This is a genomic window from Sphingomonas sp. PvP055, assembly GCF_040546365.1.
GTDB classification, from domain to species: domain Bacteria; phylum Pseudomonadota; class Alphaproteobacteria; order Sphingomonadales; family Sphingomonadaceae; genus Sphingomonas; species Sphingomonas echinoides_A.
The window spans coordinates 3,089,392-3,112,250 of the sequence record NZ_JBEPNS010000001.1; the positions used below are offsets into that span (position 1 = coordinate 3,089,392).

31 protein-coding genes and 1 tRNA gene are annotated in these 22,859 nt (G+C 65.9%); 20 read left to right on the forward strand and 12 right to left on the reverse strand.

All coding sequences use genetic code 11. The features are described from left to right. Window positions 1-38 precede the first annotated feature (38 nt). Entirely contained in the window at window positions 39-1,094 is a 1,056-nt protein-coding gene (gene pspF, locus ABIC16_RS14525; protein WP_354291632.1) for a phage shock protein operon transcriptional activator, read from the reverse strand. A 157-nt stretch (window positions 1,095-1,251) separates the two neighbouring features. Between pspF and ABIC16_RS14530 the strand changes: the two genes are divergently transcribed. The 8 genes from ABIC16_RS14530 to ABIC16_RS14565 all read left to right on the forward strand — a co-directional run bounded on the left by ABIC16_RS14530 (window position 1,252) and on the right by ABIC16_RS14565 (window position 4,108). Further along, window positions 1,252-1,401, forward strand: coding sequence for a hypothetical protein (locus ABIC16_RS14530; RefSeq protein ID WP_277970298.1), 150 nt, complete (start codon window positions 1,252-1,254; stop codon window positions 1,399-1,401). 36 nt (window positions 1,402-1,437) lie between these two features. Next, window positions 1,438-2,106: a phage shock protein PspA gene (gene pspA, locus ABIC16_RS14535; protein WP_277970297.1), complete on the forward strand. Its 669-nt coding sequence runs from the start codon at window positions 1,438-1,440 to the stop codon at window positions 2,104-2,106. Between the two features lies 1 nt (window position 2,107). Continuing rightward, window positions 2,108-2,398 carry an envelope stress response membrane protein PspB gene (gene pspB, locus ABIC16_RS14540; protein ID WP_277970296.1) on the forward strand — a complete coding sequence of 97 codons (291 nt, stop codon included), beginning with the start codon at window positions 2,108-2,110 and terminating at the stop codon, window positions 2,396-2,398. Between the two features lies 1 nt (window position 2,399). After that, entirely contained in the window at window positions 2,400-2,777 is a 378-nt protein-coding gene (pspC, locus tag ABIC16_RS14545) for an envelope stress response membrane protein PspC (protein ID WP_354291633.1), read from the forward strand. 36 nt (window positions 2,778-2,813) lie between these two features. Further along, entirely contained in the window at window positions 2,814-3,104 is a 291-nt protein-coding gene (locus tag ABIC16_RS14550) for a hypothetical protein (RefSeq protein WP_277970294.1), read from the forward strand. 20 nt (window positions 3,105-3,124) lie between these two features. After that, window positions 3,125-3,397 (forward strand): hypothetical protein, encoded by a 273-nt coding sequence (locus ABIC16_RS14555; RefSeq protein WP_277970293.1) that lies wholly within the window; start codon window positions 3,125-3,127, stop codon window positions 3,395-3,397. A 193-nt stretch (window positions 3,398-3,590) separates the two neighbouring features. Then, window positions 3,591-3,830 (forward strand): hypothetical protein, encoded by a 240-nt coding sequence (locus tag ABIC16_RS14560; RefSeq protein WP_431358408.1) that lies wholly within the window; start codon window positions 3,591-3,593, stop codon window positions 3,828-3,830. A 35-nt stretch (window positions 3,831-3,865) separates the two neighbouring features. Beyond that, entirely contained in the window at window positions 3,866-4,108 is a 243-nt protein-coding gene (locus ABIC16_RS14565; RefSeq protein ID WP_354291634.1) for a hypothetical protein, read from the forward strand. Window positions 4,109-4,185: 77 nt separating this feature from the next. On the opposite strand, the gene ABIC16_RS14570 is transcribed toward ABIC16_RS14565, so the two are convergent. The 4 genes from ABIC16_RS14570 to ABIC16_RS14585 all read right to left on the reverse strand — a co-directional run bounded on the left by ABIC16_RS14570 (window position 4,186) and on the right by ABIC16_RS14585 (window position 7,010). Next, window positions 4,186-4,632: a DUF1810 domain-containing protein gene (locus ABIC16_RS14570; RefSeq protein ID WP_354291635.1), complete on the reverse strand. Its 447-nt coding sequence runs from the start codon at window positions 4,630-4,632 to the stop codon at window positions 4,186-4,188. A gap of 27 nt (window positions 4,633-4,659) precedes the next feature. Continuing rightward, window positions 4,660-5,274 carry a hypothetical protein gene (locus ABIC16_RS14575; protein WP_354291636.1) on the reverse strand — a complete coding sequence of 205 codons (615 nt, stop codon included), beginning with the start codon at window positions 5,272-5,274 and terminating at the stop codon, window positions 4,660-4,662. 77 nt (window positions 5,275-5,351) lie between these two features. Further along, window positions 5,352-5,436 (reverse strand) — tRNA-Leu (locus tag ABIC16_RS14580). Window positions 5,437-5,504: 68 nt separating this feature from the next. Further along, complete coding sequence (locus ABIC16_RS14585) at window positions 5,505-7,010, reverse strand: YifB family Mg chelatase-like AAA ATPase (protein WP_354292343.1); 1,506 nt, start codon at window positions 7,008-7,010, stop codon at window positions 5,505-5,507. 43 nt (window positions 7,011-7,053) lie between these two features. Here ABIC16_RS14585 and ABIC16_RS14590 point away from each other — a divergent pair, with 43 nt between their 5' ends. From ABIC16_RS14590 to ABIC16_RS14620, 7 genes are all read left to right on the forward strand, one after another. Continuing rightward, window positions 7,054-7,380: a hypothetical protein gene (locus tag ABIC16_RS14590; RefSeq protein WP_354291637.1), complete on the forward strand. Its 327-nt coding sequence runs from the start codon at window positions 7,054-7,056 to the stop codon at window positions 7,378-7,380. A gap of 83 nt (window positions 7,381-7,463) precedes the next feature. After that, the gene (gene rpmH, locus ABIC16_RS14595; RefSeq protein WP_010162954.1) at window positions 7,464-7,598 is read left to right on the forward strand and encodes a 50S ribosomal protein L34; all 135 of its coding nucleotides are present in this window, start codon (window positions 7,464-7,466) and stop codon (window positions 7,596-7,598) included. 32 nt (window positions 7,599-7,630) lie between these two features. Further along, a complete protein-coding gene (rnpA, locus tag ABIC16_RS14600) occupies window positions 7,631-7,948 on the forward strand; it encodes a ribonuclease P protein component (RefSeq protein ID WP_354291638.1) in 318 nt (105 codons plus the stop codon). A 28-nt stretch (window positions 7,949-7,976) separates the two neighbouring features. Continuing rightward, window positions 7,977-8,210, forward strand: coding sequence for a membrane protein insertion efficiency factor YidD (yidD, locus tag ABIC16_RS14605; RefSeq protein ID WP_354291639.1), 234 nt, complete (start codon window positions 7,977-7,979; stop codon window positions 8,208-8,210). 37 nt (window positions 8,211-8,247) lie between these two features. Beyond that, on the forward strand, window positions 8,248-10,017 hold the full coding sequence (yidC, locus tag ABIC16_RS14610; protein ID WP_354291640.1) for a membrane protein insertase YidC: 1,770 nt from the start codon (window positions 8,248-8,250) through the stop codon (window positions 10,015-10,017). After that, window positions 10,014-10,649 carry a ribosome biogenesis GTP-binding protein YihA/YsxC gene (yihA, locus tag ABIC16_RS14615; RefSeq protein ID WP_354291641.1) on the forward strand — a complete coding sequence of 212 codons (636 nt, stop codon included), beginning with the start codon at window positions 10,014-10,016 and terminating at the stop codon, window positions 10,647-10,649. Before yidC ends, yihA begins: the two co-directional genes overlap by 4 nt. A 56-nt stretch (window positions 10,650-10,705) precedes the next feature. After that, a complete protein-coding gene (locus ABIC16_RS14620) occupies window positions 10,706-11,113 on the forward strand; it encodes a hypothetical protein (RefSeq protein ID WP_354291642.1) in 408 nt (135 codons plus the stop codon). An 86-nt stretch (window positions 11,114-11,199) separates the two neighbouring features. Here ABIC16_RS14620 and ABIC16_RS14625 read toward each other — a convergent pair whose 3' ends face one another. The 5 genes from ABIC16_RS14625 to ABIC16_RS14645 all read right to left on the reverse strand — a co-directional run bounded on the left by ABIC16_RS14625 (window position 11,200) and on the right by ABIC16_RS14645 (window position 15,570). Next, entirely contained in the window at window positions 11,200-11,907 is a 708-nt protein-coding gene (locus ABIC16_RS14625) for a PEPxxWA-CTERM sorting domain-containing protein (RefSeq protein WP_354291643.1), read from the reverse strand. Between the two features lie 227 nt (window positions 11,908-12,134). Continuing rightward, a complete protein-coding gene (locus tag ABIC16_RS14630; protein WP_354291644.1) occupies window positions 12,135-12,602 on the reverse strand; it encodes an OsmC family protein in 468 nt (155 codons plus the stop codon). A gap of 1 nt (window position 12,603) precedes the next feature. Beyond that, window positions 12,604-13,743, reverse strand: a complete 1,140-nt coding sequence (locus ABIC16_RS14635) for a glutathionylspermidine synthase family protein (RefSeq protein WP_354291645.1) — start codon at window positions 13,741-13,743, stop codon at window positions 12,604-12,606. Continuing rightward, window positions 13,743-14,126, reverse strand: coding sequence for a hypothetical protein (locus tag ABIC16_RS14640; RefSeq protein ID WP_277970279.1), 384 nt, complete (start codon window positions 14,124-14,126; stop codon window positions 13,743-13,745). Before ABIC16_RS14640 ends, ABIC16_RS14635 begins: the two co-directional genes overlap by 1 nt. 97 nt (window positions 14,127-14,223) lie before the next feature. Beyond that, window positions 14,224-15,570: a chloride channel protein gene (locus ABIC16_RS14645; RefSeq protein ID WP_354291646.1), complete on the reverse strand. Its 1,347-nt coding sequence runs from the start codon at window positions 15,568-15,570 to the stop codon at window positions 14,224-14,226. Between the two features lie 74 nt (window positions 15,571-15,644). Between ABIC16_RS14645 and ABIC16_RS14650 the strand changes: the two genes are divergently transcribed. Further along, window positions 15,645-16,313 carry a glutathione S-transferase family protein gene (locus ABIC16_RS14650; RefSeq protein WP_277970277.1) on the forward strand — a complete coding sequence of 223 codons (669 nt, stop codon included), beginning with the start codon at window positions 15,645-15,647 and terminating at the stop codon, window positions 16,311-16,313. Between the two features lie 117 nt (window positions 16,314-16,430). Here ABIC16_RS14650 and ABIC16_RS14655 read toward each other — a convergent pair whose 3' ends face one another. Next, window positions 16,431-17,063: a PEPxxWA-CTERM sorting domain-containing protein gene (locus tag ABIC16_RS14655; protein WP_277970276.1), complete on the reverse strand. Its 633-nt coding sequence runs from the start codon at window positions 17,061-17,063 to the stop codon at window positions 16,431-16,433. Window positions 17,064-17,261: 198 nt separating this feature from the next. Here ABIC16_RS14655 and dapE point away from each other — a divergent pair, with 198 nt between their 5' ends. Next, window positions 17,262-18,410: a succinyl-diaminopimelate desuccinylase gene (gene dapE / locus ABIC16_RS14660; RefSeq protein ID WP_354291647.1), complete on the forward strand. Its 1,149-nt coding sequence runs from the start codon at window positions 17,262-17,264 to the stop codon at window positions 18,408-18,410. A gap of 60 nt (window positions 18,411-18,470) precedes the next feature. On the opposite strand, the gene ABIC16_RS14665 is transcribed toward dapE, so the two are convergent. Further along, complete coding sequence (locus ABIC16_RS14665) at window positions 18,471-19,697, reverse strand: threonine synthase (RefSeq protein WP_354291648.1); 1,227 nt, start codon at window positions 19,695-19,697, stop codon at window positions 18,471-18,473. Window positions 19,698-19,784: 87 nt separating this feature from the next. On the opposite strand from ABIC16_RS14665, the gene ABIC16_RS14670 reads away from it, so the two are divergent. The 3 genes from ABIC16_RS14670 to ABIC16_RS14680 all read left to right on the forward strand — a co-directional run bounded on the left by ABIC16_RS14670 (window position 19,785) and on the right by ABIC16_RS14680 (window position 22,826). Next, entirely contained in the window at window positions 19,785-20,021 is a 237-nt protein-coding gene (locus ABIC16_RS14670; RefSeq protein WP_354291649.1) for a hypothetical protein, read from the forward strand. A 65-nt stretch (window positions 20,022-20,086) separates the two neighbouring features. Then, window positions 20,087-21,184, forward strand: a complete 1,098-nt coding sequence (locus ABIC16_RS14675; protein ID WP_354291650.1) for a glycosyltransferase — start codon at window positions 20,087-20,089, stop codon at window positions 21,182-21,184. Between the two features lie 514 nt (window positions 21,185-21,698). Continuing rightward, on the forward strand, window positions 21,699-22,826 hold the full coding sequence (locus tag ABIC16_RS14680) for a glycosyltransferase family 4 protein (RefSeq protein ID WP_354291651.1): 1,128 nt from the start codon (window positions 21,699-21,701) through the stop codon (window positions 22,824-22,826). Window positions 22,827-22,859 lie beyond the last annotated feature (33 nt).

A 22,859-nucleotide genomic window follows, 5' to 3' on the forward strand; every position in this document is an offset into this window, starting at 1 on the left:
CCCAACGTCGCTTGGGCGAAATGGGTCCCAGCTGCTCGTTACGCAACCGATTCGGAAGAAGCGTTCGAAATCAGGCCGTGCCGCTTCAATGCGTGGCGCAACTGGTCGTAACTCAGCCCCAGCGCCTCGGCGGTCGCGCGCTGATTGAAGCGGTTGTCCGCCAGCGCAGTCTGCAGCATTTCGCACTCGAACCGCGCAAGCCGCGCCTTGTAATCCATCGGCTGGACCGGATCCGCGCAGGGCGGCGGCGGGGCGTCGACCGCCTCGGGTGCTGCGACGGACGGGGCGCTCGACGGGACGGATGCCAGCGATGTCGTCGGGCGGTGCGGCGAGTGAAACGGATCGAACACGATGTCGTCGATCGGCGTATCGTGATCCCAGCGATAGACCGCGCGTTCCACCACGTTGCGCAATTCGCGGACGTTGCCCGGCCAACCATAGCCCTCCAGCTGCGCTTCCGCCGCCTTGGTGAACCCAGGCCAGTCCTCACGGTGCAATTCCGACGCCATCCGCCGCCCGAAATGGTCGGCCAGCACCATCACGTCTTCCCGGCGCGCGCGCAGCGGCGGCAACGTCACCACCTCGAAACTCAGCCGGTCGAGCAGATCCGCGCGAAACTGATGCCGCGCGACCTTGTCGGGCAAATGCTCGTTGGTCGCCGCGACGATCCGGACGTCGACCCGCATCGGCCGCGACGATCCGATCCGCGTGACCTCACCATATTCGACCGCGCGCAGCAACCGATCCTGCGCCGCCATCGACAGCGTGCCGAGCTCGTCGAGGAACAGCGTGCCACGATGCGCTTCCTCGAACCGCCCTGCCCGCGCCTTGGTCGCGCCGGTGAACGCGCCCGCCTCATGACCGAACAGTTCCGCTTCGATCAGCGTCTCGGGCAGTGCCGCGCAGTTCATGATGACCAGCGGCTGGTCCCAGCGGGGCGACAGGCGGTGGAGACGTTCGGCGACCAGTTCCTTGCCCGTTCCACGCTCGCCGATCACGAGCACCGGGCGGTCGAGCGCCGCGGCGCGGCTCGCGAGTTCGAGCGCGTCGAGAAACGCGCCTGACTGCCCGATGACCTGCGTGGTTCGCTCCATTGCCAAGGCTTGGCGTAAAATCCCAGAGGTTGGCAAGGCGCATTTCGTTCACCTTGCAGCAAGGTACGGATTTCCGCCGATATTCGATTTGGCACGGTCCCTGCAAAGCTTCTGGCATCGCCCCACGGGGCACCAGACACGAACAGGGAGACCCACTATGGACAACCAGTATAAGAACCGCACGTCGCTCCCGCAGCTGCTCGTCGCGATCGTCGCCACCATCCTCGTCGGATCGGTCGCGCTCGCCGGCACGGTCGGCCCCGCGATGGCTACCCCGTCCTCGGCAACGGCCCCGTATCAGGCCTGACGCCGCCATCCCCGAAATTTCCCAAGGAGTATCACTATGGGCATCTTCAGCCGAACCCGCGACATCATCGCCGCCAACTTCACCGACCTGCTCGACAAGGCCGAAGACCCTTCGAAGATGATCCGCATGATCATCCTCGAAATGGAGGAAACGCTGGTCGAGGTGCGCGCCTCCGCCGCCCGCACGATCGCGGACCAGAAGGAAATGCGCCGTCACATCAGCAAGCTCGGCGCGCTGCAGGAAAGCTGGACCGAAAAGGCCGAGCTCGCCCTGTCGAAGGGTCGCGAGGATCTCGCCAAGGCCGCCCTCGTCGAGAAGCAGAAGGCCGCCGACATGGCCGCCCAGCTCGACGGCGAGATCGCGGTGCTCGATGAATCGCTCCACGCGTCGGAGGAAGACATTGCCAAGCTGACCGGCAAGCTCCGCGAAGCGCGCAGCCGCCAGAACTCGATCGCAACCCGCTTCGAAAGCGCACAGAACCGCTTCAAGCTGCGCGAGATGTACAACGGCCCGCGGATGCAGGACGCGTTCAGCCGCTTCGAGATCATGGAGCGCCGTGTCGACATGGCCGAAGGTCGCGCCGACGTCGCCGGAATGGGCGCCCCGCCGAAGACGCTCGAGGAAGAAATCGCCGAGCTTAAGTCGAGCGAGAAGGTCGAGGCCGAGCTCGCCGCGATGAAGGCTCGCTTCGGAAAGGACGGCTGAGATGGAAGACATCCTCGTCCCGATCTTCGTCTGCGGTACGCTGTTCGTCGGCATGCCCTGGGTGATCCTGCACTATGTCACCAAGTGGAAGCAGGCGCCCAAGATCACCAACGAAGACGAGAAGCTGCTCGACGAACTCTACTCGCTCGCCCGTCGCCTCGAAGACCGGCTCGGCACCGTAGAGCGCATCATCGCCGCCGATCACCCGGAATGGCGCGTCAGCATGCCGCTCGCCGAGCCGACCGTCCAATCGCACCCCAACCCGTCTTACGACATCACCCGGAGGAACTGAAATGTCCGTCAGCCGCACCAAATTCTACCTCGACAAACAGAACGCCAAATGGATGGGCGTCTGCTCGGGAATCGCCGAATATACCGGCATCGACGTGACCCTGGTCCGGGTCGGGGTCGCACTGCTGACCCTCGCCACCAGCGGGTGGGTGTTGATCGCCTATGTCATCATGGGCTGGGTTGCCGAGAAGAAACCCGTCGGTTTGTACGACAGCGCCGATGATGCGCGCTTCTGGCAAGGCGTCCGCTCCAACCCGACGCGCTCGACCGCCGAAGTCCGCAGCAAGTTCCGCGACATCGACCGTCGGCTCGCCGACATCGAGGTGATGTACACCAGCCGCAACAGCCGCCTGGCGGACGAGATCGACAGCCTGCGCTGAACACGGCGGGGTTTTCAAAAAAAAGGGAGAATACCGATGTCTTGGGGTGGACCAGGCTTCGTCATTGCCATCATTGCCATGTCGACCCTCGGATGGGTGTTCACCACCTGGATCCGCGCACGGCACGGCTACCCGCTGGAGAACGAGTGGAGCGGCACCGCCAGCCGCACCGATCCCGACGCAGACCGCAAGCTGGTTCTGCTGATCGCGGAAAACGACAAGCTCCACGGTCAAGTTAGCCGGCTTGAGGAGCGCATCGCAGTCCTCGAACGGATCGCGACCGACCCCGCCGAACGCATCGCGCGCGACATCGACGCGCTGCGCTGAACCCCGGAAAGGACCCGAGCATGCCGCCCGATATCGTTTTTCTCATCCCGATCCTGGGGATCAGCGTTGGGATCATCGCGGTGACCGGAGGCGTCATCGTCCGCCCGTGGCTCGCTTACAAGGAGCGCAAGCTCGCGATCGAAGCCACGATGGTTGCCGAAAAGGCCGCCCAATATGCGGCCCAGACCGAACGGCTCGAACAGCGCGTCCGAGTGCTGGAACGCATCATTACCGACCGCGGCGTGGATCTCTCGCTGGAGATCGATCGACTGCGCGACACCCCGCTCAACTGACCCCCTACCCTTTCTTCCCCGAGGATATCATGATCATCTTTTTTGGAGTGCTCGCCGTCGTGACGGCGGGATGTTGCTGGGCGACCGAAAGCATCGACCGTCCCCGCCGCCGCGCCGCCCGCGCGGCACGCCAGGCCACCCAGGGCTGACCAGCCCGAACGCATAAAGGGAGAATGTCATGAACGGTGGACAAATGATGGTCGTGCTGATCGTGCTGGTCGCGGTCGTCGGCGGGATCATCAAGGCACGCTACAAGGCGGCCGACCGGATCGACCCACAGATGCCGCAGGACAGCGCAGACGCGCGGCAGCAGCGCGACGAAATCCGCGCGCTCAAGGAACGGATCGCGGTGCTCGAACGGCTCGCGACCGAGAACAACGACAGCGGCGCTCGTCTCGATCGCGAGATCGAGAAGCTGCGCGACCGCCCGTGACCATTCCCGTGACCATCTTCCCAGGAGCAGGGATCATGAACGACCCGATTGTCACCATGACGCTCGCATTGGCCGCGCTCGCCGCTCTGGCGATGCTGACCTTCGCAACGCTGACCGGCTGGCGCGGCTGGCTGTCGTACAAGCTGGAACAGCTTCACGCCGGCGGAAACGCCAACGCCGGCCCGGCGCTTCCCAACGCCAGCGCCCGGATCGAGATTGCGGACCTCAAGGAACGCATCCGCAAGCTGGAAGCGATCGCCGCCGGGGTGGATCTGTAAGCCCGCAGAACGTTGCGCTACCCCGTTACGCCCACGCGTGACGGGGTAGCCTGGCGCTTCACTCGGGAGCGGATCCCCTACCGCCGACCGACAATCTCCAAGGTCCGAGCATCGCGCGCCCCGCCAAACCAGCGGTCCAGCGCAGCCCCCACCACCGCGGGCGCTCCCGCGACCTCGAACAGCGTCAGCGACGACCGCAGCTTGACCGCATCGATCCCGCCGAACACACCTTGCGCGGTTCCCCCCGGCAACGCCTGGACCGCCTCGACTGCCGCCACATAGCGTGGCCCCAACAATGGATCGGCCAGATACGCCCGCGCCTCGTCCAGCGACGCAAGCGCGAAATGTCGCGCGGTTGGGCTGCTGCCAAGCCCGGCGATCTGCGGGAAGACGAACCACATCCAGTGGCTGCGCTTTTCGCCTGCCCGGATCTCGGCGAGCGCGGTATCGAACACGCCTGTCTGCGCCGTGGTGAACCGCTCCAGATCATATGCCGTCATCATCGCGTCCTTCCGTTCATCCATGAACGCGACAGCCCCGCGAAGGGTTCGTCAGTCCCCATCCCCGCTTCGCGCCGCACGCCAGCGCTTCAACGCTGCGGCGTAGGCGGTATCTGCGCGATCGACCGCCGCTTGCAGTTTCGCGCGCTCCGCCGCCTGCGTCCGCTCCAGGTCACGGCGCTGCCGATCGAGCGCGGCCTGTTCGCGGGCAAGCGCGCGATCGTCCTCCTCATGCCGACGCTTCGCCGTCTCGAGTTCCGCCTCGGCAGCTTCCAGCGCATCGGGCGAGGGACGCGGGGGTGGCGGCTTCGGGTTGGCTTTCGGTTTGGGCGAGGTTTTGCCCTTGCTGGACTTCGGCTTGCCCTTTGCGGAAACGGAACGGTCCGGCTCGTCCTCGTCAGCGCTCCGCGCGCGATCAGGCCGCTCCACTGCGGGCAGCGCCGCGATCTGCTCCGCGGTCGTCCCGCGCGAGCGTTTGATGACCTTCCCCGGCGACGCCAGCGGTTCCTCGGTCAACGCCGGATCGGTAACGATCTCCGCGATCCCGCGCGCGAACAGGTCGTGCGTGCTGCCCCATGCCTCCAGCGCGGCCTTCTTGGTCGGCGCCGCAACATAGGCGTCGTGAAACCCGATCGGGGTACGGAAGACTTTCAGCGCACGGGGCATATTGGAAGGCTAGCGCCCCCGGCCGCGAGCGACAATGCGCTCAGCGGGGCGCTCGGCCGGGTACTCGGCCGGAAAGGTGGTGCGGGCGGTCGGAATCGAACCGACACTCCTTGCGGAACCGGATTTTGAGTCCGGCGCGTCTACCAGTTCCACCACGCCCGCACGCAAGTCCCGCTAGCGCAAGCTTGGCGGCGCTGCAACACCCTGTTGCAACAGGATGACAGCTTCGTTCAATTCACCGGCTCCCGCCGTCGGTAGCTCAGCGCCTCCGCCACGTGGAGCCGCGCAACCCCGTCCGCCCCCGCCAAATCTGCGATTGTCCGCGCAGCCCTGAGCACGCGCGTATAGCCCCGCGCGGACAGCCGCATTGCCTCCGACGCCTGCGCCAGCAACGCGCGCCCCGCCGCATCCGGAGTTGCCACGCGGTCGAGCAGCGCGCCGTCCGCCTCGGCGTTGGTCCGCACACCCTCCCCTGCATAGCGCTCGCGCTGGAGCGTTCGCGCCGCCGCGACGCGTGCCGCGACCTGCGCGGACCCTTCGGCGGGCGGCGGCAATACCAGATCGGCGGCGCTCACCGCCTGTACTTCGACGTGCAGATCGATCCGGTCGAGCAAAGGGCCTGACACCTTCGCCTGATAATCCACCGCACAGCGCGGCGCGCGCGAACAGGCGCGCGCGGCGTCGCCCAGATGCCCGCACCGGCACGGGTTCATCGCGGCGATCAGCTGGACGCGCGCGGGAAAGGTGACATGCGCATTCGCCCGCGCGACGCTGACCACGCCGGTCTCGAGCGGTTGCCGCAGCGAATCGAGCACCGCCCGCTGGAACTCGGGCAATTCGTCGAGAAACAGCACGCCGAGATGCGCGAGGCTCACCTCCCCCGGCTTGACCCTCAGCCCGCCACCGACGAGCGCCGCCATCGAGGCGGAGTGATGCGGCGCGCGGAACGGCCGAGCCCGGGTCAATCGACCGCCCGCAAGCGTCCCCGCGACGCTCGCGACCATCGACACCTCCAGCGCTTCTGCCGCGTCGAGCGGGGGAAGGATGCCCGGCAGGCAGGACGCCATCAGCGACTTGCCCGACCCCGGCGGCCCGACCATCAGCAGATTATGCCCCCCCGCCGCCGCAATCTCGAGCGCACGCTTGGCGGTTTCCTGCCCCTTCACCTGCGCCAGGTCCGCGCCGTGGACGATCGGCTCCGCTTCCCCCGCCGCGGGTGCCGCGAGCAGCCCATGCCCCTTGAAGTGATTGATCAGCGACAGGATGTCGGGTGCGGCCAGCACGCCCTGCCCCGCCCACGCCGCTTCCGCCCCCTGCGCGACCGGGCAGATCAGCCCCTTGCCCAGTTCGGAGGCATGGAGTGCCGCGAGCAGCACCCCCGGCGACGGCGCGATCCGCGCATCGAGCCCGAGTTCGCCGACCACGACATAGTCGGCCAGATCTTCCGCATCCACGATCCCCATCGCCGCCAGCAGCGCCAACGCGATCGGCAGATCGAAATGCGACCCTTCCTTGGGGAGATCGGCGGGGGAGAGGTTGACCACGATCCGCTTGGGCGGCAGCGCCAGTCCCATCGACGCGATCGCGCCGCGCACACGCTCGCGGCTTTCACCGACCGCCTTGTCGCCGAGGCCGACCAGGTTGAACGCGGGCAGCCCGGGGATGAGCTGCACCTGCACCTCGACCGCGCGCGCCTCCAGCCCCAGATATGCCACCGTCGACACGCTCGCGACCATCTCGTTCCCCCCCGGGCCTGCCAGCGGCTTAACGGTCCGGACGATGATGTCCACAGTCTTGCCAAGCCCGCTCGGCTTCCCACATGCTACCCTGATGCGCTCCACCCGCCACCCGATGCTTCGGCTGACCTTCTTCTCGACCGGAGTCGTGCTCGTCATTGCGTCGCCGGTCGTCGGTGCGATCCCCGGGCCGGGCGGGATCTTCGTGTTCGCGGCAGGGCTCGCGCTCGTGCTGCAGAATTCGCTGTGGGCGAAGAAGCGCTTCGTCCACGTAAAACGGCGCTGGCCGAAGGTCGGGCATTATGCCGACATGGGTCTCCGCCGTCGCAGTGCGGCGCGGCGTCGTGCGCGTGATCGCGCAATTGACTAGGCCGCCCTTTTTGCCTAGGGGGACCGCTTACGAGGCCGTCCGCGTGGCGGCCCTTTTCTGTTTGCAGTCCTAGGGAATGAACGATGAAGCGGACCTTTCAGCCGAGCAATCTGGTGCGTGCACGTCGCCACGGGTTCCGCTCGCGCATGGCGACCCCGGGTGGCCGCAATGTGATTCGCGCTCGCCGCAACCGCGGCCGCAAGAAGCTGTCAGCGTAAACCGGGATACACGCGGCGCGACCATCCAGACGATGGCGCGCCGCGCCGATTTCCTCGCCGCCAATGCGGGGAAACGCGCGCCGATGCCGGGATTCGTCCTGTTGATGCGACGGCGCGACGATGGTTCCCCGGCGATGCGCATGGGGTTTACCGTCACCAAGAAAGTCGGCAATTCCGTCATCCGTAACCGGCTCAAGCGTCGGCTGCGCGCGCTTGCGCGTGAGCTGTTGCCTGTTGCTGGTGTCGAGGGCGCGGACCACGTGCTGATCGGGCGCAGCGGCGGAATCGAACGCGATTACGCGGCGATGCGCAACGAACTCACCAAAGCGCTGGCGAAGGTGGTGCGGTGAGGGCTTCCCTTCCCGACGGCGTTTGCTGATGTGCGCGCCGCGCCCCACCCTCATGGCCCGCGCGCTGATCCTGGTCGCGCGCGGCTGGCAGATCGGCCCGTCGGTGGTGCTACCGCCCAGCTGCCGCTATCAGCCAAGCTGTTCCAGCTATGCAATTACCGCGCTTCGCCGCTATGGCGCTCTAAAGGGCGGATGGCTGGCCGTGAAACGAATCGCGCGGTGTCATCCCTGGGGCGGGTACGGACCCGACCCGGTCCCATGATCGCCGAAACCCTGATCGACGAACGGATACGACTCGCGTGAAGCACGACAGCAAGAATTTCATCCTCTTCGCGCTCTTTGCCGCGATCATCCTGCTCGGCAGCAACTTCATCACCCAGAAGTTCTTCCCGGCGGCGAACCCGCCTGCGACCAAGATCGTCAAGGGGCAGTCGAAGGCGTTGCCGACTTCGGTCGATCCGGTCGCCGACGGCCCGCTCGCCGTGCGCGACCGCAATGCGGTCCTGCGCGAGACAGCCGGGCAGCGAATCCGGATCGAGACGCCCAAGCTCAACGGGTCGATCAACCTCAAGGGCGCGTACATCGATGACCTGACGCTGTCGCAGTACAAGGAAACGGTCGCAAAGAATTCGCCGCCGATCCGCCTGTTCTCGCCGCGCGGGACCAAGGACGCCTATTACGCCGGGTTCGGCTGGTCGGGCGACGGCGTCACCGTCCCCAACGGCGATACGATGTACACCAGCTCGTCCAACGTGCTGCGTCCCGGCCAGCCGGTGACGCTGCGCTGGGCCAACGCGCAGGGCCAGCGGTTCGCGCTGACGATTGCGATCGACGATCGCTACATGTTCACCGTCCGCCAGGTTGCCGCCAACGGCGGCGCCGCCCCCGTCGCCTTGCGGGCCTTCTCGCTCGTCTCGCGCACCGGCGTCGGCACCGAGGCCGATACCTGGACCAACCACGTCGGCCCGATCGGCGTGTTCGACAAGGGTGCGACCTACGACATCACCTATGACAATCTGAAGGGCAAGGACGCCTCGTTCTTCGGCAAGATCTGGGGCAGCGGCGCCAAGCCCGGCGCGAACATGTTCGACGGCAATGGCGGCTGGGTCGGCTTCGGCGACAAATACTGGCTCGCTGCCGTCATCCCGGATGCGAACAGCCCGGTCCACGCCGGCTTCACCGCCGCCAAGGGCGATACCTTCCAGGGCGGCTTCACGCTCGCCCCGCGCGTCGTCGCGCCGGGCAAGGCGCTGGTCACCACCGCCAAGCTGTTCGCGGGTGCCAAGGAAACCAACACGCTCGACCGCTATGAGGATCGCCTCGGCGTCCGTCATTTCGGCAAGGCGATCGACTGGGGCTGGTTCGAGGTCGTCGAGAAGCCGATCTTCAAATATCTCGACTGGTTGTTCCGCATGATCGGCAACTTCGGTGTCGCGATCATCCTGCTCACCGTCACGATCCGCACGCTGATCTTCCCGATCGCGCAGCGCCAGTTCGCGTCGATGGCGGCGATGAAGGCGATCCAGCCGAAGGTGAAGCTGCTTCAGGAAAAGTATAAGGACGACAAGCCGCGCCAGCAGCAGGAGATGATGGCGCTGTACAAGACCGAGAAGGTCAACCCGCTCGCGGGCTGCGTCCCCACGCTGATCCAGATCCCCATCATGTACTCGCTGTACAAGGTCCTGCTGCTGACGATCGAAATGCGGCACCAGCCGTTCGTCGGCTGGATCCGCGATCTGTCCGCGCCCGACCCTGCGACGATCCTAAACCTGTTCGGGTACCTGCCGTACCATCTGCCGCCGTTCCTCGCGATCGGCATCGTGCCGGTGCTCCTCGGCGTGTCGATGTACTTCCAGTTCAAGCTCAACCCCGCGCCGATGGACGATGCCCAGAAGCAGGTGTTCGCGCTGATGCCGTGGGTGCTGATGTTCGTGATGGCGCCGTTCGCGGTCGGCCTGCAGGTCTACTGGATCACGTCGAACCTGTGGACCGTCGCGCAGCAGCGCATGCTGTATGCGCGTCATCCCGGGATGCGCGAGCCCGCTCCCACCAAGGTTGCCAAGACATGAGTTTCGAACCCGACGCGATCGAGGCGGCGCGCAAGATTTTCTCGGGGCCGGTGGCCTTCCTGAAGTCCGCGCCCGCGCTCGAATTCCTGCCCAATGCGGACGTGCCCGAAGTGGCGTTCGCGGGCCGGTCGAACGTCGGCAAGTCCTCGCTGCTCAACGCGCTGACCAACCGCAACTCGCTGGCGCGCACCTCGAACACGCCGGGACGGACGCAGGAGCTCAACTTCTTCGACGTCGGCACCCCGCTGACGTTCCGGCTCGTCGACATGCCCGGCTATGGTTTCGCCAAGGCGCCCAAGGACATGGTCCGCAAGTGGCGCTTCCTGGTGAACGACTTCCTGCGCGGGCGCGACGTGCTCAAGCGCGCGCTGGTGCTGATCGACTCGCGCCACGGCATCAAGGACGTCGACCGCGAGATCTTGGAGATGCTCGACAAGGCGGCGGTCAGCTACCGCATGGTGCTGACCAAGGCGGACAAGATCAAGGCGAGCGATCTTGCCGAAGTCACCGAAGCCACCGCGATCGAGGCGCGCAAGCGGCCGGCAGCGCATCCGGACATTCTGGTGACGTCGAGCGACACCGGCATGGGCATCCCCGAACTGCGCGCGGCGGTAATCGAAGCGATCAGCTGAGGACGCGCGCCTACCGCGGATTAGACGTCCGCCACATCCTGCCCTATATCAACGATATGACCCGTAAGATGCTCACGCCGCTTCGCCCCTTCCTGCTGGCAACCGCGTGCGTCGCGAGTGTCACCGGCGGGTCGAGCGGTGCCATTGCGCAGAGCGTCGATCCGGCGCCCGTCGCCCAAGCCGCGCCCACCCCCACGCCGTCAACCGACACCATCCGCCTCAGCGATGCCGAGCGCGATGCGATCCTCAACAGCAATACCGTGGAGAGCGCGGCCATCGCGCGCGGCGAGCGCGAAGAGAGCGGCAAACCGGGTCTGGGTATCCACGGCGAAGTCGGCGCGGCGATCGGAACGAACGGCTACCGCAGCGCTTACGGCGTCGCTGCGATCCCGCTCGGCGACAATGCCGGTGCGGTCGTTTCGTTCGAGAGCACGCAGTTCGGTGGATATCGCCAGCGTCGCTGACGGCGCGAACCGCCTGCGGCAGTAGCAGAGGAAAAGGCTGCCGGTGGTCCCACCGACAGCCTCCTCGCTTCATCACGGCAACGGGTTCAGACCGCGAAGGCCATCCGCGCCATGGTCTTGCGGCCACGACGCACCGCGAAACCGATACCGCCGAAGCCGAGCAGCATCATGCCCCACGTGGCGGGTTCAGGCACCGCGGCGACCGGCTGGAAGTTGGCGCGCTGCGCGACCGATCCGTCCTGGGTCGTGAACGTGCCGCCGAGGTTGTAGTTGGTCGCGTCGGTCCGGAAGATATAGGTCGCGCTGGTCTGACCGGCGGCTTCCAGGCCATTGTCGCCAAAGTCCGCGCGGACGATCGCACCGCTACCGCTGCGCGAGGCGGTGGTCGTCGAACCGGGCGGCCCCTGCAAATTGGGGTTGTTCGCCGCCGTGAAGATCCCCGCACCATCGAAATTGGTACCGTCGACCAGCGCGTCGACCGAGAAGCCAAGGAAACCGGCGGTGGTCAGGTTGAAGACTTCGTCTCCCCGTGCGATCGAATCGATCGCAACCTGATAATAGAAGTCCAGCGTCCCCAGCGTGTTCCGGTACACCGCACTCCGCAGCGAACCCGTGTAGGTGGTCGCGCCAGTGGTGCCGGAGTTGATCGACTCCAACAAGGTCCCCCGCGTCGAGGCATCGAACGCGGAGAAGCGGATGCTGGACTGCCCCGGCATGAGAATGGTCGCGCTTGCAGGTGCCGCCGCAGCGACCCCTATGGCTGCGGCGACTGCTAAAAATCCGATACGCTTCATAACAACTCCCGAAACGAAGGTTGGTGCTGCCGCAGACGCGGCGTTCACCAGGGAACCTTCATCGCCCTGGCCGGGAAGGAACGTTAATGTCCGGTAAATATACGCGGGGTGACATAAAGTTTTGTGAGTTTCGTTGTCCCGGAACGAAACATGCGCACGGCGCTCACCGCGTCGTGGTACGGCGGATGCCGGTTCGATCGGAGCGATCGAACGCGGTCGCAGCGGGATCACGCCTCCTGGTACGTCGCCACATGCTCGACGGGAAACGCCACGGATCGCGCGATGAAGCAATGCGCCCCGACATGCGCGTGGATCGCATCTGCCGCCGCAACGTCGCTTCCCGGTGCCAGCGTGATCCGCGGACGCAGCACCGCGCGGACGAAGCGGCCGGTCCCGTCGAGCTCGCTCTCCCCTATGCCTAGCGGATCGTCGGTATAATCCGTCACCACGATCCCCGCCGCACTCGCCAGATGCAGGAACCACAGCATGTGGCACGCCGCCAGGCTCGCCAGCAGCAAGTCCTCGGGATTGGGAAGCGCCGGGTCGCCTCCCAGCCGAGGGTCGTTCGAACACGCCACCGTCGTCCCGCCCGGCGTCATCAGGTCCCACGTCCGGTGATAACCGCGATAGCGCTTCGTCCCCTCCCCGCGGTTCCCGGTCCAGGCGATCCGCGCGGTGAAGTCGTGGCTCGCCATGCTATCCCTCGATGATGTGCGGCACGAAGCGCGCGGTGTTGCCGGTGATCGGCCCGTCTTCGCGAATTCCCATGCCGGCGGGTGCGCCATCGACCATCCACGCGCCGATCACCGGGCGACGGTCGCCGCTGCCGGGCAAATCGTAGAGCGCCTGATACACGAACCCCTCGCCACCATAATCGCCCCCGCTCTCGGCCTGCGTCACGCCGCCCTTGACCAGCGTGACGTTCGCGCCCTCGCGCGCCAGCAGCGGCTTGCGAACATGATCGCCCGACAGCGGTGTTCGCCGCGCCTCAAGCAGATTGGGGTGCCCCGGAAACAGCTCCCACAACACCGCCAGGATCGCCTTGTTGCTCCACAGCATCTTCCAGATCGGCTCGATCCACAGCGTGCTGCCAAGGCTCTCGACCAGATCCTTGCCGAACGGTTCGTTCACCAGCCATTCCCATGGATAGAGATGGAAGACCGCGTCGATCGGGGCATTGTCGAGATCGACGAACCGCCGCCCCGCGCTGTCCCAGCCGAGATCCTGCATCTCGATCAGCCGGGTATCGATCCCCGCCGCCCGCGCGGTATCGGCGAGATACGCGGTGGTGACGCTGTCCTCGCCCGCGCTATCGGCGACATGCGCCAGATAGAGCGCGCTGCTCCCCGGCGGCGGCGCGATGTCGCGCCACTTGGCGACGAGCGCTTCGTGGAGGCCGTTATACTGGTCGGCTTTGGGGAAGACCGCTTCCTTCCAGTCCCACTGGATCACCGCCGCTTCAACCAATGACGTCGGCGTGTCACAGTTGAATTCGAACAATTTGGGCGGCCCCGCACCGTCATAGCCAAGATCGAACCGCCCGAAATTGAGCGCGGGCGGTTCGGCGTTCCACGAATCGTGGATCGCATCGTGACAGAAGGCGGGGATGCCGAAGTCGCCGAGCAATTCCTGGTCGAGCACATGCTGCCCGGCGGCGACGAACATCTCGTACAGGTCGGCGCTCGCCTGTTCGATCGTCGCGATCTGCGCCGGCGTGAAGCTGTAGCACGCACTTTCGTCCCAATAGGGTTTGCCGTCGGCGGTGTGCCAGACGAGCCCAAGCGCTTCGACCTGTGCCTGCCAGTCGGCGCGCGGGGTGGTGTCGATCCGGCGCATCAGGCGCCGACCCGGCCAAAGCCGCTGCGCGCGCTCGCGCCGAAGCCGCCGCGCGTGACGGTCGCCGCCGAGGCCCGCGAATAGTTCACGCCTGCGCGCGGCGACAGGAAACCGCCCGACACGCGCTGCCCCATCCCCGGCACGACGCTGCCGCGGGAAAGATAATACCAGGTCGCCGCCCCGAGGATCGCCCCGTTCATGCCCCCTCCGCCATGGCCGCGCGCGCAATTGGCGTCCGCGACCCGTGCGCCCTTGTCGTCGCGACACACAGCGACATCCGACTTCGCGACATCGGTCGAGGGACCGCACGCGCTCGCCAGCAAGGCGGTCGCCACCGCGCTGGTGATCGGCAGAAATTTGGGATCGAACGTACGTTTGGTCATCGAAAAACTCCCCGGGTGGGGGAAGCATAAGGCACGCGAGCCGGCGGGGACAGGGAAACCGAAGCCCGCGCCGATCGACCCCCGAATGCGCGGCGCGTCAGTCCTTCTTGCCCTCGACCAGCGCGAGGAACGGCTTGGCGAGGCCATGATACAATCGCTCGCGACACACCACCGTGCTTGCGGCGTCGGCGATCAGCGCGGTCGCGAACAGCGGGAGGATCATTCCGCGCGCGGCCGTCGCCTCCATCACGATGATCACCGCAGTCAGCGGGGCACGCACCACGCCGACGAAATACGCCGTCATCCCGAGCAGCACCACCGCCCCGGCGGGTTCAGCACTGAAGATGCCCGTCAGCAGGTTCCCCAGCCCCGCCCCCACCGCCAGCGACGGCGCGAAGATCCCGCCAGGCGCGCCGCTCAGCGTCGTCGCCAGTGCGGCGAGGAATTTGGCGGGACCGAACCATTGCGACTGCCCGGTGCCCTCGACCAGCGCGCGGGTCGCGCCATAGCCCGTCCCCCAGGTGCTCCCGCCGGTCGCGATGCCCAGCACCGCCACGACCAGACCGCACCCGAGCGCGAGCAGCAACGGCCGCGACCGTGCAACCACCACGGGTCGCCACTGCGACGCCGCGAACCCCAGCACCAGGCGCGCGAAGGCACCCCCGGCGGCACCTCCAAGCACCCCCGCGACCGGCGCCAGCGTCAGCACCGCGCTCACCCCGAGCGTCGCATGCATCGCGCCGAAATAGACGTAGTCGCCCGAGATCCCGAGGCTGGTGAGACCCGCGATCATCACCGCCCCCATCACCAGCACTGCGACACGCTGTTCATACGCGGCGGCGAGTTCCTCGATCGCGAAGGCGACGCCAGCGAGCGGCGTATTGAACGCCGCCGCCACGCCCGCTGCGCCGCCGGCGATCAGCACGCCCGCAGTAATGGGGACGCGGAAATAGCGGTGGATCTTGACCATGATCGCCGCGCTGACCTGCACGGTCGGCCCCTCGCGCCCGACCGACGCGCCACCGAGCAGCATCACCACGGTCAGGACCAGCTTCGCGCCCGCCGTCCAAAGCGAGACGAGCGCCGCCGCCGCACGGGACTCGGGCGCGCGGCTTGCCGCGATTACCTGGGGAATGCCGGAGCCACGCGCATGCGGCGCGAACCGCCGCGTGATCCACACCACCAGCACGAACACCGCCGGCGTCAGCGCGAGCGGCGCATAAGGCCAGCGCACGACGAACGCCGCGAACGTCGCCTGCGCGCGGTCGCTCACCCCCGCAAACGCCAGTGCGGCAAGCCCGAGTAACACCGCGCCGATCCCCGTCGCCAGCCGCCGCCGCAGCCGTCCGAGATGCTCCCCCGCCTGCCGCGCCCCCCGCCGCCGCCAGAGAATGGAGACCAGCCGGACGATGCGGGGGGTGTTGCGACTCATGCCGCGCGTCATGCGGGATCGGCCGTGGGGATACCACCCGGGATTGCGCCGTTGCACGGGATCGGGCGCTCGCTTAGGCAGGGGCCATGAAACTGATCATCGGCAACAAGGCCTATTCGTCCTGGTCCATGCGCGGCTGGCTCGCGTGCAAGCAGTCCGGGCTGCTGTTCGAAGAGGCGGTCGTCCCGCTCTACGACGCCGAATGGGACAAGCGCCGCGAAGGCGACGAGTTCGCGCCGTCGTCGGGCAAGGTGCCGATCCTGTGGGACGGCGACGCTGTGGTGTGGGACAGCCTTGCGATCGTCGAATATCTCGCCGAGAAAACCAGCCGCGATCTGTTCTGGCCGGCGGACGATGCCGCGCGCGCAATGGCGCGGTCGATGGCGGCGGAAATGCATTCGAGCTTCACCGCGCTGCGCCGCAAGCACAGCATGAACGTCCGCCAGATCTTCGCGCCGACCGAGCCCGACGCCGACGTGCTCGCGGATCTAGGGCGGATCATGGAATTGTGGGCGCAGGCACGCGCGCGCTTCGGCGGCGACGGCGATTTCCTGTTCGGTGCGTTCGGCGCGGCGGACATCATGTATGCGCCGGTCGTCACGCGGATCGTCACCTACAGCCTGCCGATCGCGCGCTTCGCCGCGGGCTATATGGACGCGGTGCTCCACCACCCGTTCGTCCAGGACTGGATCGCGCAGGCGCAGGAAGAGGAATGGGTCCTCGAACAGTTCGAGCAGCCCGCCACCACCGCCTGAAGGTTGCTCCCAGAGCGGGATCACCTCCACTCGATCCGGTCGTTTCGACAAGACGACGAAAAGGCCGCCGGTCCAAAGGGACCGACGGCCTTTTCAGATTGCGCGTCGCGCGAGAAATCAGGCGTGCGCGACCGTTGCCGACGTGCTCCGGCGCGAGCGCAGGCCGAGGCCGATCATCCCGAAGCCAGCGAGCATCATCGCCCAGGTGGTGGGCTCAGGCACGGCGCTCTGGACCGCGGTGAACGAGAACTGGCCGGCATAGTCACGCCCGTCGCCGCCCTTCACTGCGACGTTGCCGCTGACGTTGTCGGCGCGCGAGCGATCCCAGCCGAAGCCGGTGAAGGTGTAGGTGGTGCCGCCAACCGTGGTCGACGTTGCGTTGAGGACGTCATCGACCAACGGATCGTACACGCCCGAGATCGTCGCGCCGTCCGCGAAGTTCAGCGTCATCGTGTAGCGCGGGTCCGACGCACCCTTGACACCGATCGGCCAGCCGTCGCCGTTGATGGTGAAGCTGTTGAGGCCGGCTTCGGTCGGGTCGTTGATCGCCTGGCCCTGCGGGTTCATCACGTTGCCAAGCGGCTGCTGCAGGAAGACCGTGTAATAGCCGGTCGCGCTGGTGGTGTTCCAGACGGTCGACCCGTTCGATCCGGTGACGGCCGCGCTGACGAGGTTGGCAGCGGCGTTCGCGCCGGTCGAAACGAGGGCAAGGGCGGTGGCTGCAGCGGCGAACAGGATGGTCTTGGTCATGGGCTTAACTCTCTGTTTACAAGGCTTCGTTGCCCTGAAACATCGCAAGCCGCGTGCCAGTTGAGCATTTCGGCGGCACACGATCGTTAACGGCGCCAGCGGCTGTAAACGCGAGTGACAGGGCGTGCGGAAAAGGCGTCGGCGTCACCGACGGTCAGCGGGATTGAAAGCGATCCGCACTTGGGCGATGGCCTACGGATGGATCAGCCCGCCCCCTCGCCCCTCCCTTCCTCCGACGTCATCGCGCTGGCGACCGCGTTGCTCGCTTGCCCCAGCGTCACGCCCGCGCGCGGTGCAGTGTTCGACGTGCTGGAAGCCGCACTTCGCCCGCTCGGCTTCCTGATCGACCGGTTCGTCACTGGAGACGCGCCCGACGGCCCGGTCGAGAACCTGCTCGCAACCCGCGCCGGAAGCGGACGGCATCTCGCCTTTGCGGGCCACCTCGACGTCGTCCCGCCCGGTGACGGCTGGACCGACGGTGCCTTCACCCCCACGACGCGCGGCGGATTGCTGTACGGGCGGGGCGCGGTCGACATGAAGGGCGCGATCGCCGCCTTCGTCGCGGCGATCCCGACCAAGCCGGGGGCGCCGCTCACGCTGATCATCACCGGCGACGAGGAAGGCCCCGCCACTTACGGCACACGCGCGCTGATCGACCGGATGCGCGCGACCGGGGTCGCGCCCGATCTTTGCCTCGTCGGAGAGCCGACCTCGGCGCATAGGCTCGGCGACACGATCAAGATCGGGCGGCGCGGATCGGTCAATCTGTGCATCACCGTCGCGGGCAAGCAAGGCCATGTCGCCTACCCCCACCTCGCCGACAACCCGATCCCGCGGCTGATCGCGATGCTCGCCGAAATCGAGGCGATCGTGCTGGACGAAGGCAATCGCTGGTTCCAGCCCTCCAACATCGAGGTGACCGATATCACCGTCGGCAATCCCGCGACCAACGTCATCCCCGCACGCGCCGAAGCGCGGCTAAGCATCCGCTTCAACGACGAACAGACCGGCGCCGCGCTAGCCGAGCGGATCTCCGCACTGGTCGCTCGCCATGACGCCGCGGCGACCGTCACAGCGCGGATCTCGGGCGAAGCGTTCCTCACCGAACCCGGACCGCTGTCCGCGCTGGTCGCCGCCGCGATCGAACGCCACACCGGGATCGTGGCCGAGCTGTCGACCACCGGCGGCACGTCCGACGCACGCTTCCTGTCGCAGCTGTGCCCGACGGTCGAATTCGGCTTGCTCAACGCAACGATGCACAAGCTCGACGAGGCAGTAGCGCTGGACGATCTAACCGCGCTGACCGCAATCTACGCAGACATCATCGCGAAGGTAGCGGAAGCCTGACCCAGCCACCCCGGGCTCGTCCCGCTATCCAGCGAAACGAGCCGAGGTGACGAACGCGCGTTACAGCGCGTCGAAATCGATCGGCGCGAACCGGTCGATCGCCGCGTTGGCGGGCGGCATCGGATATTTGAGCCCGGTCGCGCAGTTGAACAGGACGACGCGTTCATCCTCGTCGACCTCCCCCGTCCGCAGCGCCTCGCGATACGCCGCCAGCGTCGCGCCGCCCTCGGGACACAGCAGCAACCCGTCCTTCTTCGCGCAATCCTCGACTGCCTTGAGGATCGCAGGATCGCCGACGCCGAGCGCCTTGCCGCCGCTCTCGCGCACCGCGCGCAGGATCAGGAAATCGCCGACCGCTTTCGGAACGCGAATCCCGGCCGCGACCGTAGCCGCATCCTCCCAGCGCTCGGCGTGCTCAAGGCCAGCCTCGAACGCGCGGACGATCGGCGCGCAGCCGCTCGCTTGCACCGCATACATGCGCGGGCGCTCGGACCCGATCCAGCCGAGTTTCTCGAGCTCGTCGAACGCCTTCCACATGCCAATCAGCCCGGTCCCGCCGCCGGTCGGGTAGAAGATCGCATCGGGCAGTTTCCAGCCGAATTGTGCGGCGAGTTCCAGCCCCATCGTCTTCTTGCCCTCGATCCGATACGGCTCCTTGAGCGTCGAAAAGTCGAACCAGCGCCCTTCCGCCGCGCCCTTGCCGACGATCGCGCCGCAATCGTCGATGAGCCCATTGACGCGATACACCCGCGCGCCCTGCACCGCGATCTCGCGGACGTTGATCTCGGGCGTATCCTCGGGACAAAAGACGATCGTCTCGATCCCGCAGCGCGTCGCATACGCCGCAAGCGCCGCCCCGGCATTGCCGTTGGTCGGCATCGCGATGCGCGTCACGCCGAGTTCCTTCGCCATCGCCACCGCCATTACCAGACCGCGCGCCTTGAACGATCCGGTCGGGAGGCGCCCCTCGTCCTTGACCAGGACGTTCGGGCTGCCCGCGCTCTTCGGGATCGGGATGAGCGGGGTTTCGATCTCACCCAGACTGACGATGTTTTCGGTCCGCCGCACCGGCAGCAATTCCCGCCAGCGCCACAAGTCGGTCGGTCGCGCGGCGATGTCGTCACGCGAAATGGCCGCCTTCACCGCCTCCAGATCATAGCGGACCAGTAACGGGCGACCCGCGCTGGACAGGCCATGCAGCATGTCGGCCTGATAGACTTCCCCGGTCAGCGAACATTCCAGATGCGTTACGAATGTCGGGCAATCTTGCGTTGTGTTGTTAACCATTTGGCCACCATAATTCGGTTGCAAAGACGGTAATGGCATGATTTAGCTTTCCCAGTATGCGTAAAGTATGACGGTCACCGTCGTGTGATGACGGATGAGCTTGGGTATCTGTCGGTGATCGCAGACGAAAATTCTTCCGTATTGGCGGGAGTCGGTCCGTCGCACGTCTTTCACCTCTTCGTGCTGCGTCGGCCGCGAACTTCAGCTTCTTTCTGGAATACCATGGTATTTTTTCAAGCGAAACATGCCTTTGTTCCGACCCGTTTGCTCTCGTCGCAATTTGCGGACGTGCAGCCGCTGCACTTTGAGAGGAAACAGCAATGATCGCGACGCTCCTGGACGAAGCAGTTTGCAAAACGGCTTTGTACCATCCGACGTCTGCGCGTCTGATGCAGCCGCTGGTTTCCTATCGCCTGTCGCGCCCGTTTGACGAGGACTGCGCCGAAAAGTGCTTGCTGCTGTATCAAAATGATCGCCTGGCCGAACCGCAATTTTCACCCTTCGTCCGCGAAGTCCGTTCCTTCCGCAAGGAAGGCGTCAGCATTCGCGCCTTGCCGACGGAGCAGGCCGACGGGAACCCGTTGGTCGAAGCAGCCGGGACGATCCTGTATCAACCGAGTTTCGACGAATATTTCGCGCTCAACGTCGATCGGGTGAAGCGTCTGCGCGAGCGCAATCCCGCGGCCACCATTATCTTCTGCGACTGGTTCGCGCCCTGTGACATTCGTTTCTCGCAAAAGGTCGATCCGTTCGTCGACGGCTATGCCAAGAAATCGCTGATGCATGAGAGGCGCGACTATCTGAAAGCCCTGGACGGCCATACGAACCTGATGGCCTATTACTCGCAGCTGCTGCAGGTTGAAACAGACCCGGCATCGCCAGAGGACGTCCGGTCGACCTGGATCAATCCGCCGACGATCCTGCCGAAGCTGCTGCTGACCCCAGCCTTCTCCACGAGCAGCCAGCTGTATCGCCTGTTCTCGGGAGAGCAGCGGCGGGTGTCCGTCCGCGACATCGATGTCCATGCCCGGATCCAGACGAAGGGCACCGGTTGGTATGGCAGCATGCGCAAACACGCCTCCAACGCCATTTCCGCAGTGCCGGGAATTACCAGCGCCACGAACGGCATGGTCAAGAAAAGCCAGTTCATGGCGGAATTGTCGCGGTCGCGGCTGTGCTTCAGCCCGTTTGGTTATGGCGAGCTGTGCTGGCGCGATTTCGAGGCCTATGCCGTCGGCGCGGTGTTGCTCAAACCCGACATGTCGCACCTCGACGTCATGGGAGACGTCTTCCGGCCGTGGGAAACCTATATCCCCGTGAAATGGGATCTGAGCGATCTCGACGCGGTCATCAAGGAAGCGCTCAGCGACACCGCAAGGCTCGAAGCGATTGCGGACAACGCCTATCGCAGCATCCAGGACACTCTCGGGTTCGACGCCACACGGGCGTATCTGACGTCGCTCCGCGCCAAACAGGCGGTTCAATAGCGGTTCCGCGCACGTCTGTGTGCCGGCAGCCGGAGCGCGCCGCCACGGGCGCGCGGATGGCGATCGACATGGCCGTTAACGCCTGATTTCCAACAGTTTCCCGGTCACTTCGCCGAAAGGCGGTGATCCGATGCCGCGCAATACCGCACGATGCCGCGCGGTGTGCGACCTGCCCTCATCGGGGCGGGCTCGCGCACGCTCCAAAAACTAATACCTCCTTAACAAATTTTTAATGTAAATTGAGGGCGGTTGCACTCGATGTGAATCGTCTTGGAAATGTTGTCCCTAGCGGGCCATCTTTCCTGACGAGGGTCAAAGTATTCGATTACCTTACGGACTTCATTCGCTTTGCGACCCGTACGCCCTGTTTTCTTTCAATCGACTTCGATTGTGGCGCCGGGAATCTTGTTCATGCGTAAACATTCTATCCTGCGCTGGATCGGCCGCACGCACGGCCGCATCCTGGAGAACCTTGGTGCAATCCCAAACCCTCGTTGTGACCCCAAGTGTGCCCATGGCGCAGGTTGGCAACAGGACTTTTCTCGATATCAAGGCGGTAGAAGGCCTGAAACAGTATGCGGCGCTGTGGCCAGGCCGCGTACGCTGCCTGATGCGGCAAGGCGATCGCACCCAGATCGCGTTCGGGGATTTCTATGATCCGGCGGATCTTCCGTTCGACCTCATGTCGATCGGCGACCATCTGCAGGACAGTCCCGGCGCTTTCGACGATGCCGCCGTGGTGCTGGCGGCGGGTGACAGTCATCTCGATCTTGCGATGCCGTATGTGACCACCGCCCCCACGGTGTTCGTGATCGAATATACGCTGGACACCCGCCTGCGGATCCTTCGGCTCGACCACGGCCTGTCGATCCAGACCGCCAAGTCGAGCGCATGGCTCCTCCTGCGCGAACGTGATCGCCGCCGCGCCTTCTCGAAAGCGGCTGGCCTGCAAGCCAATGGAACCCCGGCGTTCGACAGCTATCATGCGCTGACGAATGCGCCGATGCGCTACTTCGACACGCGGATGCCGCGCGCGCAGCACGTCACCGCCGCCGAAGTCGAGGCGAAAGTCGTGCAGGTCCTCGCCGGACGACCGTTGCGGCTCGCCTATTCGGGCCGGCTCGCCAAGATGAAGGGCGCGGATCACCTCGTGCCGATCGCTGCGGCGCTCTCGCGCAGTGGCACACCCTTCACCCTCGACATCTACGGGGACGGACCGTTGCGCGGGGAAATCGCGGCATCGGTCGACCGGGCCGGACTTCAGGACAGCGTCCGGGTCCATGGCCCCGTGCCGTTCGACACGATGCTCGTTCCCAGGATGAAGGAATCGATCGACCTGTTCGTCTGTTGCCACCGGCAAGGCGACCCGTCGTGTACCTATATCGAGACGATGAGCTGCGGCGTGCCGATCGTGGGATATGACAATGCCGCGTTCAAGGGAATTACGGCGCTGGGGAACGTCGGCCTGTCCGTCCCGACCGATCACATCGTCGCGCTGGCGACCGCGATCACGAAACTCTCGAACGACCGGGCACAGCTTGCCCGCATGATCCGCGCCGCGGCCGGGGTCAGCCGCGACCACAGCTTTGAGGGCGTCTTTCAACAGCGGATCGATCACTTGCGGACGATCGCGCAGGTCTGATCCGCGGTGCCGCCGCGACGCCCCAGGGGCGTC

What these genes read in the sequence shown, in the direction of transcription:
- ABIC16_RS14670 (WP_354291649.1), top strand. Translation starts at nt 19,785, where the DNA reads ATGACGGATGAGCTTGGGTATCTGTCGGTGATCGCAGACGAAAATTCT.
- rnpA (WP_354291638.1), top strand. Translation starts at nt 7,631, where the DNA reads ATGGCGCGCCGCGCCGATTTCCTCGCCGCCAATGCGGGGAAACGCGCG.
- ABIC16_RS14570 (WP_354291635.1), bottom strand. Translation starts at nt 4,632, where the DNA reads ATGGATGAACGGAAGGACGCGATGATGACGGCATATGATCTGGAGCGG.
- ABIC16_RS14550 (WP_277970294.1), top strand. Translation starts at nt 2,814, where the DNA reads ATGTCTTGGGGTGGACCAGGCTTCGTCATTGCCATCATTGCCATGTCG.
- pspF (WP_354291632.1), bottom strand. Translation starts at nt 1,094, where the DNA reads ATGGAGCGAACCACGCAGGTCATCGGGCAGTCAGGCGCGTTTCTCGAC.
- ABIC16_RS14575 (WP_354291636.1), bottom strand. Translation starts at nt 5,274, where the DNA reads ATGCCCCGTGCGCTGAAAGTCTTCCGTACCCCGATCGGGTTTCACGAC.
- ABIC16_RS14620 (WP_354291642.1), top strand. Translation starts at nt 10,706, where the DNA reads ATGACCCGTAAGATGCTCACGCCGCTTCGCCCCTTCCTGCTGGCAACC.
- ABIC16_RS14645 (WP_354291646.1), bottom strand. Translation starts at nt 15,570, where the DNA reads ATGACGCGCGGCATGAGTCGCAACACCCCCCGCATCGTCCGGCTGGTC.
- ABIC16_RS14555 (WP_277970293.1), top strand. Translation starts at nt 3,125, where the DNA reads ATGCCGCCCGATATCGTTTTTCTCATCCCGATCCTGGGGATCAGCGTT.
- ABIC16_RS14625 (WP_354291643.1), bottom strand. Translation starts at nt 11,907, where the DNA reads ATGAAGCGTATCGGATTTTTAGCAGTCGCCGCAGCCATAGGGGTCGCT.
- pspB (WP_277970296.1), top strand. Translation starts at nt 2,108, where the DNA reads ATGGAAGACATCCTCGTCCCGATCTTCGTCTGCGGTACGCTGTTCGTC.
- yihA (WP_354291641.1), top strand. Translation starts at nt 10,014, where the DNA reads ATGAGTTTCGAACCCGACGCGATCGAGGCGGCGCGCAAGATTTTCTCG.
- ABIC16_RS14650 (WP_277970277.1), top strand. Translation starts at nt 15,645, where the DNA reads ATGAAACTGATCATCGGCAACAAGGCCTATTCGTCCTGGTCCATGCGC.
- ABIC16_RS14560 (WP_431358408.1), top strand. Translation starts at nt 3,591, where the DNA reads ATGATGGTCGTGCTGATCGTGCTGGTCGCGGTCGTCGGCGGGATCATC.
- ABIC16_RS14565 (WP_354291634.1), top strand. Translation starts at nt 3,866, where the DNA reads ATGAACGACCCGATTGTCACCATGACGCTCGCATTGGCCGCGCTCGCC.
- ABIC16_RS14665 (WP_354291648.1), bottom strand. Translation starts at nt 19,697, where the DNA reads ATGGTTAACAACACAACGCAAGATTGCCCGACATTCGTAACGCATCTG.
- ABIC16_RS14640 (WP_277970279.1), bottom strand. Translation starts at nt 14,126, where the DNA reads ATGACCAAACGTACGTTCGATCCCAAATTTCTGCCGATCACCAGCGCG.
- ABIC16_RS14680 (WP_354291651.1), top strand. Translation starts at nt 21,699, where the DNA reads ATGGCGCAGGTTGGCAACAGGACTTTTCTCGATATCAAGGCGGTAGAA.
- ABIC16_RS14635 (WP_354291645.1), bottom strand. Translation starts at nt 13,743, where the DNA reads ATGCGCCGGATCGACACCACCCCGCGCGCCGACTGGCAGGCACAGGTC.
- yidD (WP_354291639.1), top strand. Translation starts at nt 7,977, where the DNA reads ATGTGCGCGCCGCGCCCCACCCTCATGGCCCGCGCGCTGATCCTGGTC.
- ABIC16_RS14630 (WP_354291644.1), bottom strand. Translation starts at nt 12,602, where the DNA reads ATGGCGAGCCACGACTTCACCGCGCGGATCGCCTGGACCGGGAACCGC.
- pspC (WP_354291633.1), top strand. Translation starts at nt 2,400, where the DNA reads ATGTCCGTCAGCCGCACCAAATTCTACCTCGACAAACAGAACGCCAAA.
- dapE (WP_354291647.1), top strand. Translation starts at nt 17,262, where the DNA reads ATGGATCAGCCCGCCCCCTCGCCCCTCCCTTCCTCCGACGTCATCGCG.
- pspA (WP_277970297.1), top strand. Translation starts at nt 1,438, where the DNA reads ATGGGCATCTTCAGCCGAACCCGCGACATCATCGCCGCCAACTTCACC.
- ABIC16_RS14590 (WP_354291637.1), top strand. Translation starts at nt 7,054, where the DNA reads ATGATGTCCACAGTCTTGCCAAGCCCGCTCGGCTTCCCACATGCTACC.
- ABIC16_RS14675 (WP_354291650.1), top strand. Translation starts at nt 20,087, where the DNA reads ATGCAGCCGCTGGTTTCCTATCGCCTGTCGCGCCCGTTTGACGAGGAC.
- rpmH (WP_010162954.1), top strand. Translation starts at nt 7,464, where the DNA reads ATGAAGCGGACCTTTCAGCCGAGCAATCTGGTGCGTGCACGTCGCCAC.
- ABIC16_RS14530 (WP_277970298.1), top strand. Translation starts at nt 1,252, where the DNA reads ATGGACAACCAGTATAAGAACCGCACGTCGCTCCCGCAGCTGCTCGTC.
- ABIC16_RS14585 (WP_354292343.1), bottom strand. Translation starts at nt 7,010, where the DNA reads ATGGTCGCGAGCGTGTCGACGGTGGCATATCTGGGGCTGGAGGCGCGC.
- ABIC16_RS14655 (WP_277970276.1), bottom strand. Translation starts at nt 17,063, where the DNA reads ATGACCAAGACCATCCTGTTCGCCGCTGCAGCCACCGCCCTTGCCCTC.